The sequence below is a fragment of the Streptomyces hilarionis genome (genome assembly GCF_024539675.1).
GTDB lineage: Bacteria > Actinomycetota > Actinomycetes > Streptomycetales > Streptomycetaceae > Streptomyces > Streptomyces hilarionis.
This window is the reverse complement of sequence record NZ_JAHHIT010000078.1, coordinates 1-14,489: the sequence shown is the minus strand read 5'-3', so window position 1 is coordinate 14,489 and position 14,489 is coordinate 1. Positions and strand designations below refer to the sequence as shown.

The window sequence follows — 14,489 nt, the reverse complement described above, 5'->3', positions numbered from 1 at the left end:
ATCATGGGCAACGAGAATGATGAGATCACGGTTCAGCCTGAAATCCAACTCCTTGAAACGGTTCTAAGTGACATTGCTTCGGGAAAGCTACGTGTTCCCAAATTTCAGCGTTCGTTCGTGTGGCGGCCCGAGCAAATGTTGGACCTCTTCGACAGTATCGAGCGAGGTTATCCCATTGGTAGCCTCCTTGTTTGGGAGACCACCGAGCGCTTGGCAAGCCTTGATGAAATCGGCGGCTTGAGGGTTCCGTCTCCTAAGCCCAACACAACCGTTTCATATTTGCTCGATGGTCACCAGCGGCTTTCCACTCTCTTTGGCACCCTTCGGCGTCCCGCAGATGCTCGGCGGTCCGCCAACCAGCATGACTGGATGTGGTGGGTGTATAGAGCTTTGCGAGAAAGCGATGATCGGGCTAATAGGTATCGCCACTGGAAGTCTGCCGAGAGTCCGCCGGCAGATTACTTGCCGATGCGCTCCATCCTAAGGACTATGGATTTCCTTGCGTTTGCGCGAGACTTGGGATCTCGGGTTGAACCGTCTGGAAACTATGACAATCTTGTTAGTGAAGCGGAATTGGTTGCGCAGCGTGTAAAGTCTTATAAAATGGCCGTCGTTAAGCTCGTTGGTGGCTCGCTGAAGCAAGCGGTGGAAGTCTTCTCGCGCGTAAATAGTAGTGGTCAGGCCATGACCCCCGATCAAATGGTCAGCGCCCTGACGTATGAAACCACCGGGCCCGATAGCCTGGCTGATCGAATTGAGGCAATTCGCGAAAGGATTGCAAGTACAGGATTTGGCGATGTCTCGTCAACAACAATCTTTCGAGCGATTCTCGCGGTTACTGGCGAAGAAGACGTCCAAGATGCCCGATGGGACGCCTTGGCGCGACGAGTGGAGGGCGACCTACTCGAAGCGGTGGAGAAGACAGATAAAGCCCTTGGGCGTGCTGTTGAATTCCTTCAACGATGTGTCCGCGTGCCACTTGCTCGCCTCGTGCCGTACAATGCCCAATTGATGTTGTTGACGGCATTCTTTGATCTGCGACCTGATCCGAGCGAGGAGCAGATCAATGACCTCACCCGCTGGTTTTGGGTTACGTCATGGTCTGGATTCTTCGCGGGTGCCAACACTACCCAGATTAAGCAAGCTCTTCGTGAAATGAAAAAGTTCGCCATCGGTCAGGGCGTACTTGATCTAGCAGAGCAGCGGGCTCGCCCTTTCCCTGACCGTTTCGATCTTCGAAGCGCACGTATCCGGTCTTTTCTGATCTGGGAACTGCATGCATTTCCGCAGAGGTGGAGCCCGGGTGGGAACTCGCTGGACGCTGTGGAACTCCTAGCTCAGGCTGACACGGCTGCCTATCGACATGTCAGCAATCAACGGGGCCTTGAGAGCGTTTCGAGTCCGGCAAACAGAATCGTAATGCGAACAGGTCCCGGAGTCTCTGTAAAGCGAGCGTTGCTTGAAATCCCGGATGAGCACTTGCGGGAAGCCCTGGCCAGTCACGGAATCCCCCAGGAAGCCTATGATTGTCTGAGGCGTGGCGATGATTCCGGATTCATCGATTTGCGTGCCGATGAGCTTGCGCGAAGGGAGCAGAAATTTATAGCTTCTTACAGTGATCGCTATTCGATCGAGTTGGTAGGGGTAGCCGATATTGACACAGAGTAGCTTGACCTGACCGGGATTTCCTTTTCTGGAAGTTGCGATCAACGCACTGAAGCGGAGGCTAGTAGCTCGCGTTGGCGAAGCCTCCGTGGGTACGGTCATTGTCGTGTCTGGCGTGCGCCGGGTTGGTCACCTGCGGGCGTGCGCTGGTTGATCGCGCGCGACTAGGGGAGCTGGTACGGGCATGGCGCTTGACGCTGCTCGCACGGATGAGGGGTTCACGTCGGCTGGGGCTGCGCGGGTGTTACGTGCCGCGTGCCAGAGGGCGGGGCTCGACGACAGGGGCGCGGAGCTAATCCGCTTCGGGGAGAACGCGCTGTTCCGGCTGGCGTCAGCGCCAGTGGTCGTGCGTATCGCGCGGGGCAAGGAATGGGTGTCCACGGCTCGCAAAGAGGTGGCTGTGGCCCGGTGGCTGGCGGCGGAGGGGTTCTTGGCTGCTCGCGTCGTTGAGGAGGTGAAACAGCCGCTCCTGATTGACGGGCATCCTGTGACGTTCTGGCATCTGATCGTTGAGGGGGACCGCAAGGCGACGTACGGGGAGCTGGGCGCCGTCCTGCGGGATCTGCACTCCCTGACAGTTCCCGTCGGCCTCGACCTGCCGTCGTTCGATCCCTTCGGGAAGCAGGAACTGCGGATAGACAGGGCTGCGATCCCGGAGGATGACCGGGCCTTCCTGCGGAAGCGGTGGCGGGAGCTGCGGGACAAGTACGCGGAGCTGCAGTACGAGTCGCCTAAGGGGCCGGTACACGGGGATGCGCACGTGCAGAATCTCATGGTGGATGACCAGGGACGGGTGGTCCTGATCGACTTCGAGGCGTTCTGCTTCGACCATCCTGAGTGGGATCTCATGGTGACCGCGGTGGAGCATCACAGCCTCGGCTGGCAGACCGATGCGCAGTACGGCGACTTCGTCGCCGCGTACGGGCGGGACCTGTACGACTGGCACGGGTACGAGACCCTGCGTGGGCTGCAAGAGTTCGGCATGACGACATGGCTCATGCAGAACGTGCGGGAGAACGAGGAGACTGCGGCTGAGTACCGGCGGCGCATCGCCGGCCTCCGGGATGATCAGGGGCCTCGGGACTGGCGGCCCTGGTAGCTGTCAGTCGTCCTCGTCCAGGCGGGCGAACGCGTCGCTCACCCTCTCGTTGAAGGCGGCCACGGCCGGGCTCGTCGCGTGTATGCCGATCTCGCGCTGGAAGTCGGTGACGTAGCGCTGGAAGCGTGAGGACTGAAGGGAGTCGCCGCCCTCGACTGCGAGGCTCGCGGTAGTGAGGGCGGCTTCCACCTCACCGTTCAGTAGCTGGCTCTGGGCCAGCACCATGCGGCAGAAGCCGAGGGTTCGGGCGTACTTCGGGTCGGTGCTGTCCACGGCTCGTTGGGCCTGCTCGGCGGCTTCACGTCGCATCTTGAGGTCGCGGAAGCAGTGGCACAGTTCGCCCATGAGTTCGGCTTCGTCGAAGTAGGCGAGCCAGGCTGGGTCCTCGGCGGAGTCGGCGCGCTCGAAGTGTCGTGCGGCCTCGTTCATTGCGCGGGTGGCTGCGATGCGGTCGCCTGCATTGGACAGGGCGCGGGCTTCCATGGCTGCGTAGTTCGCCATGGCGCGTGGGGTGGCTCGTCCCTTGGCACCCTCGACTGCGGCGCGGGCAAGCTGGATGGCTTGGGCGTGGTTGCCGAGATAGTTCGCCTGGTGGCTGAGGTTGCCGAGGATGCGGGCTCCGAACATGCGGTCGTCGATGACTTGGGACAGGCGCAGGGTGGACGTGAGGTAGCGGTGGGCGAGTCGGTGGTTGCCGGTGTCGTACGCAGTCCATGCCAGTAGCTGGGAGACCTCGGCAGCGGCACCGAACAGGGCCGTTCCCACCTTCGTGCTGTAGCTCACGTTCAGCAGGGGCAGGACCTCGTAGCGGAAGTAGTGGCGCAATGCCCGGTGGCCGTGGCCTCCGCCGTATTTGAAGTCCAGCTGCATGAAGGTGGCGGCGGCGTCTCTGATCGCGCGCACGTCGCGCATGCCGACGCGCTGTTGTGCCGGCCGATCGGTCTCGATGTCGTCGGGACGGGCGATCATCCATGACAGGACCGCTGAGCTGAGGTCGGCGTCCGAGACGATCAGATGGTCTGTCGTAGTTGCGTCGGCGCGCTCCTGGGCGAGTCCGTCGAGCACGTCAAGGGCTTCTGGGAGCGTGCTCGGGTAGCTGGTCGGTTCCGGTGCGCTTGCCTTGGTGTGGTCGAAGAAACCGAGATCGCCGGGGGAGATGCGGCGTCCGAGCTTGGCTGAGAGAACGTCGGCCATGATCGCTGCCGTCTCGGGCTTGATGCCGGAGCCGTCGCGCCATCTCTGGACTGCGATGTGGGTTGTACCGAGATTGATGCCGCGTTGGGCGGCGGCATCCTGCATGCGCTTGGCAAGGCCCTTGTTCGAGACCTGAGCCTCGGTCATGGCTGCGATTAAGTGCGCGTTCGGCTCCCGGTTCATGCTCCCCTGCCAACCCGAGAATGACGGCGAGTGTTCATCCTGTCACAGGAGTTTCACCCAAGGGGGTTCATTGGTGAACCCCCTTGCACCGTGCCCATGTTCACGTGAACCCCCTGGTGAACGCTGCCGGTCCCGCCTGTCTGCCCGTGTACTGGCTTGCGTGTGCAAGCGGTGTCATGAGGGGTCGCACAGGGCCCGGAGAGGGACGTGATGGAGGCAAGAAGAGCTGCACGCCTTGCGCGCGAGGTGGACGCGTTCGACCACTGGTTCGCGGCGTCGAATCCGTCGGACGGTGGGTACTTCCTGACGGCCTCGCTGTTCGCCGAGTCACCGAACACGGCACGGGTCGCCCGTGACATGACGGCCGTGTTCCTGACGGACGCGGGCGCGGCTGAGTTCGTGGATGACGCCCGGCTGGTCGTGTCCGAGCTGGTCGGCAACGTGGTGAACCACGTGGTGCCGGAACGCGGTCTCGCTCGTCCCGGCGGTGCCCGGCGTATCGACATGACGTTCAAGGTCTGGCCCAAGTGGGTGTTCATCGGCGTTGCAGATGAGGACTCCTCGCCCCCGCTCCTGCCGCTTGGAGAGGCGTTCTCGCCCGGTCTGGCCGGTGAGCTGTCGGAAGCGGTTCTGCCGGACAACGGCCGTGGCCTGTTCATCGTCCAGCGCCTGGCCTCGTCGGTGTGGTGGCGTCCCGGCGACCTGGGCGGCAAGACCGTCTGGTGCCGATTCGACCGTGATGGCGCTACCGCCGAGCGAAAGTCCGGCTGATCTCCGGGCCGTCACCCCTGCCACTCCCACGCGATCGGGAGCGGACGACGGCCCGGCTCCGGCTGGAGGTGACCACTCCAGCCAAGAGGCGCGGCCCCTTCTCGGGGCTCTCCCATTCCCTCTGAGCAGGGGCCGCGCTTCACAACCACATACCGAGACCGGGCCACCCCCTATGCCCTGGAAAAGCGGAGGGTGACCCGGTTGGGAACACGCGGTTCCCGGTGCCTGATGGTACCGGGGCCGTCGTGCTGCGTTTCTGCCCCGGTCGAAGGAAGTTGACGATCCGTTACCTAGATCGGGGTCCAAGTGAGCAAGGCAATCGGTGTTGGCGAGAACGGGCCGGACGACGGACCCGGCATGACAGGGGTTGATCACGGCCTTTGGGTGCGTGGTGTGGACTACATGGCGGGCTGGCGTGTGGCGCGTGCGGCTGCCGATCAGGTGAACCTGGCGCTGCTCGCGGCGGAGTTCGAGCCGTCACAGTTACGCGCTGTCGCTTCGACGGACGACGTGGGGCACGGGGTGGTTCGTCTGGTGGGCGCGCCCGGTGCGGCCGTGCGCCTCGCGGAGCTTCTCGCGGGGCTCGTCGACAGTGACGGCGGTGAGCTGTGAGGGGCATTTCTGCTGGTGAGCGGTGGGCGTGGGCACGTCGCCGGCCGGAGAGACTTTGGGCGGGAGCTGCCATGGGGCGAGTGAACAGGGGGCCTTACGCTCGCCCGGCGAATCGGGCAGGTAGTCCACCTGCCCGCGGTTGTGCCCGATTGGCCCCCTGTTCTTCGAGGCTCGCCCCATGGTGGCTGCCTAAAGTCTCGGAGGCTGGCGACCCCCAGCCCCGTGGGCGCCGGCCTTCGGCTGCGGTTCGTCGCCTCGACTCCTCGGGCGGGCCGTCGTGTGGGGCGTCCGGCGCTCGGCCGGGACCGGCGGTCACGCCGCATGCCCGGCCGGGGCGGCCGGGCGTCCCGGCGCGCCGCAGGCGCGCCCTTGAGGAAGTAAAGGCTGTTTCGACCGATGGGGCTCGCCGCTCAGGCCTTGGTGCGTCGTGCGGGCTGCTTGTCGGCGGTGAGCCGGTAGGCGAGTTCGGCACGGTCGGCTCCGATGCGGAGTTCTTCGAGGATCAGGGGCCGGTCGTCGGTGTCGTGGGTGACGCGGGCCAGGTGCAGGATCGGGGTCGCGTCGGGGAGCTGGAGCGTGGTGCGCTCGTCGGGCAGGGGCATGCGGGCGCGTACGGTCTCGGACCAGGTGAGCTTGTGGCCGTCGTCGGTGAGCTGCCGGTAGAACGCGGCCGGGCGCTTACACGGCTCCTCGGCCAGCATCGGAACCGTTTCGGCGACGGCGAACGGGATGAGTGTGCGGTGCATCGCCCGTGTGCCGCTGCTCGGGTCGAACAGCAGCCGATCACATCCAAACAGGGCTTCCTCTTTGGCGAGTTGCAGAAGTCGGCCGGTGGCCTTGGTGGTGTGGGTCCGGTAGGCGCTCGCTTCTTCGGTCTCCTGCCAGACGTCACCGTTGGGCATGACGAACTTCCCATCCGACGTGCGGCTGATACGACGTTCCAGCGTCAGCGCCGGCTGTCCGTCGGAGCGTACGAAGCTGCCCTTGCCGTGCTGGACAGCGATCAGTCCTTCCGCGCGCAGAGCTGCGATGGCGTTGCGGACAGTCGGGCGGGATACGGCGTAGCGGGCCATGAGCTGTGCTTCGGACGGCAACAGCGACTCGGGGGCGAACTCACCCGACAGGATCGCTTCGCGGATGGCCGCGGCCACCTGCTGGTAGAGGGCTCCGGGGCGCTGGATCTCCGACATTTGGGCATCTCCGACGGGTCGGGGTCGTAGGCACGTCGCTCATGCGACGTCACTCGTCAGCATAAGTAGTTGCACTCTTGCCGTACAGCACTCCAAACTCGTCACTCGTAAGAACAAGTGACGTCAGCATATGACCGACGTCTGATGGCCAGGGAGGCCGAAGAAATGCAGTCCATTCCCGTGGACACGGCGCGGCTGGGCGTACTGCGGTGCGCCATCGCTCCGGAAGTGAAGATCAGCAACACCGAGACGCAGGAGGTGAAGAAGGACCGCGACGGCAACCCCGTCTACACCGTGGCCGTAACTGTGCGGCAGGACCGGCGGCGGATCTCCGTGATCGAGATCGCCGTCAGCGGCGAACCGAAGGGCATCGACGAGGGACAGATCGTGAAGGTCACCGGCCTGGTGGCGTTCATGTGGGCCATGGGCGACCGGCACGGCGTCAGCTTCCGAGCCGACGCCATCACCCCCGTGCACGGCACCCCGGCGGCACAGGTCAAGGGCGGTGGCGCCTGATGGGACCGATCGTGCTCGCCTTCGCCCTGGCCGTGCTCGCCTGGATGCTCGTCGTCGGTGACCTGGTGCGCCGGCACCGCCCGGTCTGGCACTGGTACGTCGTCGGCTACCCAGTGACTGCCTGGCGGGTGGTGTTCACCTGGCGGCGGGTCGCCGTCCTCAACGACCTGGCCGTGTCGCGGCTCCCGGCTCGGACCCTCGTCGGTCACCTGCTGGTCAAGGGGGACCCGGTGCGCCCGGTGGCTCCGCGCTGCTCCTTCCCGCGCGTCACCCCCATGGGGTTGTCCGTGGTGGTGCGGCTGCACGCGGGCCAGACCCCGGCGACGTACCTGAAGGCGGCGGACGCCTTCGTGCACGCATGGAAGATGCACGCGGTGCGGGTCACCTCGCCCGAGCGCGGGCTCGTGCTGCTGACCGCCATGGCCCATGACCCTCTTCAGCGGCCCGGCTTAGCTACCGCCCCGGCCGAACTCCTGTCCGCCCTCATCGGCGCACTGGAGACCGGCGGGGCATGGGTGATGAACCTGCGCCTGGTCCCGCACTGGCTCATCACCGGGGCTACCCGCTCGGGCAAGTCGACGTTGTTGGCCCGGCTCATCACCCAACTCGCCACACAGCGCGTCGCCCTGGTCGGCATCGACTGCAAGGGCGGCATGGAACTCGGCCTCTTCGCCGGACGACTTAGCGCACTGGCCACGTGTCGCCGTGAGGCAGTCGCGGTGCTCGCCGCCCTCGTCGTCGACATGCAGGACCGGATGAGTGCCTGCCGGTCGGCCGGGGTCCGCTCCATCTGGGAGCTCCCGGACAAGCTCCGCCCGGTCCCGGTCGTCGTCCTGATCGACGAGATCGCAGAGCTGTACCTGTCCGACGTCACCCGCGAAAGCAAAGCGGAAGCCGAACAGTGCTCCACCCTCCTGCTACGCCTCGCCCAGCTCGGTGCCGCTCTCGGCATTCACCTGGTCGTGGCTGGCCAACGCGTCGGATCCGACCTCGGCCCCGGCGTCACCGCACTCCGGGCCCAGCTCGGGGGCCGGATCTGCCACCGGGTCAACGACCCCGGCACCGCCGAAATGACCCTCGGCGATCTCAACAAAGACGCCGTCGCCGTCGCCCAAGCCATCACCCCGGAAGAGCGCGGGGTGGCCGTGTGCACCGGGCCGGACGGCGGATGGAGCCGTGCCCGCTCCCACCTCACCCCCACCGATGAGGCCGTGGCCACGGCCCGGAAGTACAGCGCGATGACCCCGGAACTGCCCCTCGTCGGCCGCGCGCTCGCGGTCCTGGAAGGAGAGAGCAAGTGATCAGCGAAGGTACGGCATTCACGTTCGCGGTGATCTTCGGGATCATCACCGTCCTCCTCGTCCGCTCCCGCGACGTACGCGCCTGGGAAGCGGTCTGCGTCGGCCTCTTCGGCGTCTACCTCGGACAGACCCCTGTGGTCTTCACCATCCACGGGCTCGTGACCTGGTTCATCAGCGGCTTCTCCCACACCTGAGCAGAGAGGACACCCCGACCATGCCCATGCCTCGCGTGAGGTGCCCCCACTGCAAGGGGGACGGTGCCCGCAAGACCTGGACCGGACGGGTCCGGCGCTGCCGCGTCTGCCGCGGTACCGGCACCATCCGCTGAACCCCCCGCCACCACACCCGACGACGTAGGGAGTGATCCCCATGCCCCTCCTCGCACCACCCACCTACATCCCTGCCGCTGCGGCGGCCCACTCCGGAAGGCCACCACCATCACCCCGCACTACACCCCGGCTGACAGGCGCGCCGTTCTCGACCGCGCGGCGCGCCTGCGTCAGCTCCCCGAAACCGACCGTGACGCGATCCGCCTCGCACAAGATCCGCAGTTCTCCCGTTGGCTGGAGCAGATCACCGCCACGGGCGGATGCGCTCACCCCGTCCACCTCTCCGGCTACACCACCACCCTGGACGGCGCGACCGGTGAAATCCTCCATCACTACGACACCAGCAACGAACCTGGCGAACGGCTCCTCGTCCGCTGCCGCAACCGCCGCGCGACCATTTGCCCGGCCTGCTCCCGCCTCCACGCTGGAGACACCTATCACCTCGTCCGCGCCGGCCTCCTTGGCGGCAGGAGCGTTCCCGCCGCCGTCCGGTACCGGCCTCGGCTGTTCGTCACCCTTACTGCCCCCTCCTTCGGCCCCGTCCACCGTGCTGGGGGACAGTGCCGCCCCCGTCGCGACGGCGGCACCTGTGAGCACGGACGCCCCCTCGGCTGCGGCACGCTCCACGCCTCGGATGCCCCGATCGTGGGCCAACCGCTCTGCTCCGACTGCTACGACTACACCGGCCACGTCCTCTGGCACGCGTACGCCTCCAAGTTGTGGGACCGGTTCGTGATCGACGTGCGGCGGCGGCTCGCCTCCTCCGTCGGCCTTGTTCAGTCCCACTTCGCCGACCACGCCCGACTCTCCTTCGCCCGCGTCGCCGAGTATCAGAAGCGGGCGGCCGTCCACGTCCATGCGGTTGTCCGCCTCGACGGACCGGCCGGATCCGCCGACGAACCCCCCGCCTGGGCCACCGTGCGACTCCTCACCGATGCGGTGCGCAAGTCTGCCCGGCGGGTCCTGGTTTGCTCGTCCTATAGCCCTGCAGTTGGTGAACAGGCCTTGCGTTGGGGTGATCAGATCGACGCCCGGCCACTGCACAGCGACGGTGACGGGCCTGATGACGACGCTGTGGCCGCTTACGTCGCCAAGTACGTGACCAAGGGGGCGAGTGAGACCGGCGCCGGCCTCGACCATCCGCTCACCACCTGGGCCGAAGTCAGGTCGGCACCTGTCAGCGCACACGTCCGCATGCTCATGGGGACGTGTTGGCGTCTTGGCGGCCTCCCCGAGTACGAGCCTCTCCGTCTCCGGGCCTGGACTCACACCCTCGGCTACCGGGGCCACATCCTCACCAAATCCCGCGCCTACTCCACGACGTACGCCGCGCTGCGCGCTGAACGCGCCCATCACGTGGGCCACTCCGACACCCCCGAAGCGATCACAGAACGCAACTGGCGCTACGTCGGCTCCGGCCACACCCCCGGCGCGGCCCTCATCGCGGCCGGAGTCGCCGAAGATCTCGCCTCCAACCGAGAAGCCGCCCGCGACGCGTGCAAGGGGGGTGAGCGCGCATGAGAGGCGGCTCGAACCGGCTTCTGACGCCTGCTCAGACTGCCGAGTTCCTGGGCGTGTCCCTGCACACCCTCTACGGCAGTTGGAGGAGGTGGGGGCTGACTGGCTACCGCGTTGGCAAGCATCTCCGCTTCCGCGAAAGGGACTTGGAATCTTGGTTAAGCCAACGCATCGTCAACTAGCACGTATAGAATATTGGTGCTGAGTAGGTCGAACGAAGGGGGCCCTCTCATGGGTTCGATCATCAAGCGATGCGACTGTCCCGTCACGGCATGGGACCGGTGTCCGCATCCCTGGATAACGCGCTGGCGTGAGCCTGGCGGTCGCTCGGGGCGGCAGCGGGAGAAGTCGTTCGAGTCAGGGGCAACCGGCAAGAAGTTAGCCGTCAAGTGGGAACGGAAGGTCGAACGCGACAAGGACACCGGGTCGTACATCGAACCCGAGCAGTCCAAGCGGACGTTCGCCGACGTCTGGGACGAGTGGCTGAACGCGGGGTCGGACGAGGACCAGTTGGCCCCATCGTCGCGCGCGCAGTACGCGAGCATCTTCAAGAACCATTACGCGGAGTTCTTCGGCCCCCGTCCCATCGGTGCCATCACGGCAAGCGACATCGCCAGGTGGGAGACGCTTCAGAAGGAGCGGGGGTACAAGCCGTACGGCATCCACACGCGAAAGGTCGTCCTGGCCTCGCTCTTCAAGTACGCGTGGACGGCCGAGATCATCCCGCGCAACCCCTGCAAGAAGGCAGAGGCACGTAAGCGCAAGGGACCCGCCTACCGTCCGATCGATCCGGCCGAAGTGCCGACGACCGGTGAGGTTGAGGCGATCTTCGAGGAGATCAAGCCCTACTACCGTTCGGTCGTCTGGAGCATGGCGGGATGCGGCCTCCGTGTCGGTGAGGCGTTGGCGCTGTGCGAGCAGAAGTGGGAGCAAGGCACCGGGTTCGTGAAGGTCAACGCCCAGCTCTCCACGTTCGGCGCGAACGAGGGTGCAGGACGGGGAACGGCGATCCGGGAAGAGGTGAAGTGGTCCAGGACGGGCCGCAGAGTTCCGGTTCCGGAGATCACTGATGAGGCATGGCGCACCCACATCGCCACGTATGGCACCTGGGGGGATGAGGGGTGGTTCTACGAGTCCGAGACGTACGCTAACCGCTTCCCGTCGCGGACGACCTTCGCCGACCGGTGGAACAAGGCGACCGAGGATGCGGGGCTGAAGCATCGGGGCCTCACCCCGAAGTCCCTCCGGCACTACTTCGCCTCGGTGGCGATCGCGGCCGGCGTCCCGCTCCCGGAGCTTGCGGTGTGGATGGGGCACGCCAGCAGCAAGACCACTGAGACGGTGTACATCCATCTTCTGCCCGGTGCTGAGGAGCGGATCAAGGGCGCCGTGGCGCGGGCAGTCGCCCGTGATCTCTCCGAGTCGCTCAGCCGGATCCGCTCGGCGTAGGTGGTGCTGACTCGGCAAGGTGTGCTGAGTAGGTGCTGAGTTGAGGCGCAATTGCTAGGCAAACTGCCTGGTGATTGCGCCTCTGGACTTTAACGTGGAGTTCTACACCGGCGTCGGGACCACGCTGGACATGCCCGTCATGCTCGCGCCCGTCCCCGACGTGATCGACTTCTCCGACAAGAAGGTCCTCATCACCGACGACGTCGCCGACACGGGCAAGACGCTGAAGCTGGTGCGCGACTTCTGCCTGGACGCCGTCGCGGAGGTGCGCAGCGCCGTCGTCTACGAGAAGACCCAGTCGCTCGTGAAGTGCGAGTACGTGTGGAAGCGCACGGACGACTGGATCAACTTCCCGTGGAGTGTCCTGCCAGTGGTGCGCAGGTCCGGGGAGCCGGTCACGCCGTCCCGCGAAGCTCTCTGACCGGGCGTTCGTCCGGGACGGACGGGCGGGCGGGCGCCGGGCTCGTGGGCGTCACCTCTTGTGCAGCGTTCTGACGCCGTCCGGTTCGAAGTCGTAGACGTAGTCGTTGAGGCGGAGGCCGTCGACCGCGCCGACCCAGAGGAAGTCGCGGCCCTTGCCCACGGCGACCGTGTAGACGGTCGGCCTGGCGTTGCGGGTCGTGAACGCGGCCTTCAGTGCGGCGAAGGTGCAGCGGGCGGCCTGGGTGCAGCCCGTGGTGGTGCCGGTGTTGCCCGTGAGGTACCAGTAGCCGGTCGTCGTGGCGTCGAGGAACGGGCTCCAGGCGTTGGTCACCGGGGAGGCGGCCGGCACCCACACCGCCGTGGAGTAGTCGTCGGTGGAGTTCACGTTCGGGTCGATCTCGAACCTGATGTTCGGCATGTTCGTCGGGCCGCCGTAGGAGACGTTCTCGCCCGTCTGGAACACGTGGAAGCCGACCCGTCGCAGCCCCAGCAGCGACTTGCCGCGGAAGTCGACCTCGTTGCCGAAGTCCACCTTCTCGCTGGGCGGTGACAGCGTGGTGGATCTGTCCGCGACCTCGATGCCGAGGCTGCCCCGGCCGTACGGCGGTCTCGCGGAGGTGCCCGTCACGTCGAAGGAGCCGTAGGGGCCGTTGCGGAGCGCGGCGACGGGCGAGCCGATCGTGTTGCGCGTGATCACGCCCCAGTGGTCCACCGGGGTGCGGCCGTCGTCGGTGCCGGCCGAGGCCGGGCCCGGAAGGAACGCCGAGACGAGGGCGACCAGCAGGGCCGCGACGAGCACCGGCCACCGTCTCGAGCGGGTGAAGCCGAACCGTCCTGTGCCGAAGCGAGATTTCACGTGCACTCCCCGGGAGACGAGCGGTAGGCGAAGGGAGTGGTCACGTTATCTGACCCTCCGTAGTCATGGTGATGCGACATGCGGCTTATGTGACCTGAATGGGCGTGTGTGAGTTGCGGAGCGTCATCCTGTGTGCGGGGAACCGGGCATGGACAAGGCCCCCGGGACATCGTCCTCGGGGGCCTCTCGGGTGACCGCGTGCTAGAAGGTGCCCAGCTTCACGATCGACAGCAGGGCGATCAGCTGGATCGACGACGCGCCCAGCGCCTTCGGCCACGGGAGGTCGTGGGAGCGGCTCACCATGAGGGTGAGGAGGGCGCCGGCCGCCACCCAGGTCGCCCAGCCCAGCAGCTGGACGAACGAGGCGTCGCCGCCGAAGAACATCGCGAAGACGAGGCGCGGCGCGTCCGTGAGGGACATGATCAGCATGGAGAGGCCGACCGTGGGCTGCCAGGCGCCGTCTCCGCCGAGCTGCCGGGCCAGGGTGTGGGTGACCACGCCCAGGATGAACGAGCTCAGCACCATCGCGACGGCCGTCGTCAGGACGATGGGGATGGCGTTGGAGAGGGTCGCGTTGATCGCGTCCTCGCGTGCGCCGTCGAAGCCGAAGACGGCGAGCAGACCGTAGAGGAACGTGACGACGAGGGCGGGGCCCCACATCGTGTAGTCCCGCATCCGCAGGAAGGTCTGCTGGGGGGCGAGGACGACGCCCCTGATCAGTTCCTTCCAGTGCAGGCGCGGACCGACGGGGCCGGCCGGGGCCGAGCCGGCGTGGTACGTGCCGCCCTGGTTGTACTGGTCGTAGCGGTTGTGCTCGTCGATCGAGAAGGCCTGGGTGTGGCCCGGGTTGTTCGCGGCGTACGGGTCGTGCGGGGCGCCGCCGGCGCCGGGACCGCCGGGCGCCCCGTAGGGGGCGTCGCCGCCGAAGTACTCCGGCTCGTCGCCGTTGCGGCCGCCGTGACCGCCGCCGTTGGCCTGCGGCCACTGGCCGCCCCCCGCGCCGCCGTACTGCGGCCGCTGCGGCGGGTACGGCTGCTGGGCAGACGGGTAGCCGTAGGACGGCCCCGAGGGGCCCGCGGGCCCTGAGGGACCCGCCGGGCCCGAGGGCCGCGCCGGTCCCTGGGGCGCCTGCTGCCCGTACGGAGGGTGTTGCGGTCGCGTTTGCGGGGCGCGGTTGTCCCGGCCGCCGCGTCCGATCCTGAATCCAGCCACGTCTTCGAACGTACCTGGTCCCGTCGAGTGACGTGCCGGGGCCGACGTTCGCGCACCGCTTTGCTGCCGAGCTGTGACATCCCCTAAGGGGAGCAACGGTGCTGGATTCAGTGGTTGTTCAGGGGTGTGCCCCAGGGGTTTCCCCGGGGCGCGGCCGCCGGGGTGGGGAGG

The 14,489-nt window shown here is 66.5% G+C and carries 14 protein-coding genes and 1 pseudogene; 11 read left to right on the top strand and 4 right to left on the bottom strand.

Annotation, left to right across the window (positions count from 1 at the left end; genetic code table 11):
* The first annotated feature begins 3 nt into the window (after window positions 1-3).
* A complete protein-coding gene (locus KMS84_RS20195; RefSeq protein WP_256917748.1) occupies window positions 4-1,668 on the top strand; it encodes a DUF262 domain-containing protein in 1,665 nt (554 codons plus the stop codon).
* A 181-nt stretch (window positions 1,669-1,849) separates the two neighbouring features.
* Entirely contained in the window at window positions 1,850-2,764 is a 915-nt protein-coding gene (locus KMS84_RS20190) for a phosphotransferase enzyme family protein (protein WP_256917747.1), read from the top strand.
* Between the two features lie 3 nt (window positions 2,765-2,767).
* On the opposite strand, the gene KMS84_RS20185 is transcribed toward KMS84_RS20190, so the two are convergent.
* Window positions 2,768-4,141, bottom strand: a complete 1,374-nt coding sequence (locus KMS84_RS20185) for an NsdA family TPR-like regulatory protein (RefSeq protein ID WP_256917746.1) — start codon at window positions 4,139-4,141, stop codon at window positions 2,768-2,770.
* Window positions 4,142-4,351: 210 nt separating this feature from the next.
* On the opposite strand from KMS84_RS20185, the gene KMS84_RS20180 reads away from it, so the two are divergent.
* Entirely contained in the window at window positions 4,352-4,912 is a 561-nt protein-coding gene (locus tag KMS84_RS20180) for an ATP-binding protein (RefSeq protein ID WP_256917779.1), read from the top strand.
* Between the two features lie 306 nt (window positions 4,913-5,218).
* Window positions 5,219-5,524 carry a hypothetical protein gene (locus KMS84_RS20175; protein ID WP_438818962.1) on the top strand — a complete coding sequence of 102 codons (306 nt, stop codon included), beginning with the start codon at window positions 5,219-5,221 and terminating at the stop codon, window positions 5,522-5,524.
* A gap of 410 nt (window positions 5,525-5,934) precedes the next feature.
* On the opposite strand, the gene KMS84_RS20170 is transcribed toward KMS84_RS20175, so the two are convergent.
* On the bottom strand, window positions 5,935-6,714 hold the full coding sequence (locus tag KMS84_RS20170) for a GntR family transcriptional regulator (RefSeq protein ID WP_256917745.1): 780 nt from the start codon (window positions 6,712-6,714) through the stop codon (window positions 5,935-5,937).
* 165 nt (window positions 6,715-6,879) lie between these two features.
* On the opposite strand from KMS84_RS20170, the gene KMS84_RS20165 reads away from it, so the two are divergent.
* The 7 genes and pseudogenes from KMS84_RS20165 to KMS84_RS20135 all read left to right on the top strand — a co-directional run.
* Window positions 6,880-7,230 carry an SCO3933 family regulatory protein gene (locus KMS84_RS20165; protein ID WP_256917744.1) on the top strand — a complete coding sequence of 117 codons (351 nt, stop codon included), beginning with the start codon at window positions 6,880-6,882 and terminating at the stop codon, window positions 7,228-7,230.
* Window positions 7,230-8,531 carry an FtsK/SpoIIIE domain-containing protein gene (locus tag KMS84_RS20160; RefSeq protein WP_256917743.1) on the top strand — a complete coding sequence of 434 codons (1,302 nt, stop codon included), beginning with the start codon at window positions 7,230-7,232 and terminating at the stop codon, window positions 8,529-8,531. Before KMS84_RS20165 ends, KMS84_RS20160 begins: the two co-directional genes overlap by 1 nt.
* Window positions 8,528-8,725, top strand: a complete 198-nt coding sequence (locus KMS84_RS20155; RefSeq protein ID WP_020130201.1) for a hypothetical protein — start codon at window positions 8,528-8,530, stop codon at window positions 8,723-8,725. Before KMS84_RS20160 ends, KMS84_RS20155 begins: the two co-directional genes overlap by 4 nt.
* Before the next feature lie 300 nt (window positions 8,726-9,025).
* Window positions 9,026-10,381: a replication initiator gene (locus KMS84_RS20150; RefSeq protein WP_256917777.1), complete on the top strand. Its 1,356-nt coding sequence runs from the start codon at window positions 9,026-9,028 to the stop codon at window positions 10,379-10,381.
* Window positions 10,378-10,560, top strand: coding sequence for a helix-turn-helix domain-containing protein (locus tag KMS84_RS20145; RefSeq protein WP_256917742.1), 183 nt, complete (start codon window positions 10,378-10,380; stop codon window positions 10,558-10,560). The genes KMS84_RS20150 and KMS84_RS20145 overlap by 4 nt, the downstream gene beginning before the upstream one ends.
* A gap of 49 nt (window positions 10,561-10,609) precedes the next feature.
* A complete protein-coding gene (locus KMS84_RS20140) occupies window positions 10,610-11,827 on the top strand; it encodes a tyrosine-type recombinase/integrase (protein ID WP_256917741.1) in 1,218 nt (405 codons plus the stop codon).
* Between the two features lie 91 nt (window positions 11,828-11,918).
* A pseudogene (locus KMS84_RS20135) lies at window positions 11,919-12,248 on the top strand (phosphoribosyltransferase); the annotation flags it as partial.
* Between the two features lie 51 nt (window positions 12,249-12,299).
* Here the strand turns inward: KMS84_RS20135 and KMS84_RS20130 are convergent.
* Together KMS84_RS20130 and KMS84_RS20125 are read right to left on the bottom strand one after the other, a co-directional pair.
* Window positions 12,300-13,106: a hypothetical protein gene (locus tag KMS84_RS20130; RefSeq protein ID WP_256917740.1), complete on the bottom strand. Its 807-nt coding sequence runs from the start codon at window positions 13,104-13,106 to the stop codon at window positions 12,300-12,302.
* A gap of 201 nt (window positions 13,107-13,307) precedes the next feature.
* Complete coding sequence (locus KMS84_RS20125) at window positions 13,308-14,318, bottom strand: Yip1 family protein (RefSeq protein WP_256917739.1); 1,011 nt, start codon at window positions 14,316-14,318, stop codon at window positions 13,308-13,310.
* Window positions 14,319-14,489 lie beyond the last annotated feature (171 nt).

Coding starts and splice junctions, on each gene's coding strand:
- KMS84_RS20185 (WP_256917746.1), bottom strand. CDS start 4,141: ATGAACCGGGAGCCGAACGCGCACTTAATCGCAGCCATGACCGAGGCT.
- KMS84_RS20140 (WP_256917741.1), top strand. CDS start 10,610: ATGGGTTCGATCATCAAGCGATGCGACTGTCCCGTCACGGCATGGGAC.
- KMS84_RS20145 (WP_256917742.1), top strand. CDS start 10,378: ATGAGAGGCGGCTCGAACCGGCTTCTGACGCCTGCTCAGACTGCCGAG.
- KMS84_RS20160 (WP_256917743.1), top strand. CDS start 7,230: ATGGGACCGATCGTGCTCGCCTTCGCCCTGGCCGTGCTCGCCTGGATG.
- KMS84_RS20195 (WP_256917748.1), top strand. CDS start 4: ATGGGCAACGAGAATGATGAGATCACGGTTCAGCCTGAAATCCAACTC.
- KMS84_RS20190 (WP_256917747.1), top strand. CDS start 1,850: ATGGCGCTTGACGCTGCTCGCACGGATGAGGGGTTCACGTCGGCTGGG.
- KMS84_RS20170 (WP_256917745.1), bottom strand. CDS start 6,714: ATGTCGGAGATCCAGCGCCCCGGAGCCCTCTACCAGCAGGTGGCCGCG.
- KMS84_RS20180 (WP_256917779.1), top strand. CDS start 4,352: ATGGAGGCAAGAAGAGCTGCACGCCTTGCGCGCGAGGTGGACGCGTTC.
- KMS84_RS20165 (WP_256917744.1), top strand. CDS start 6,880: ATGCAGTCCATTCCCGTGGACACGGCGCGGCTGGGCGTACTGCGGTGC.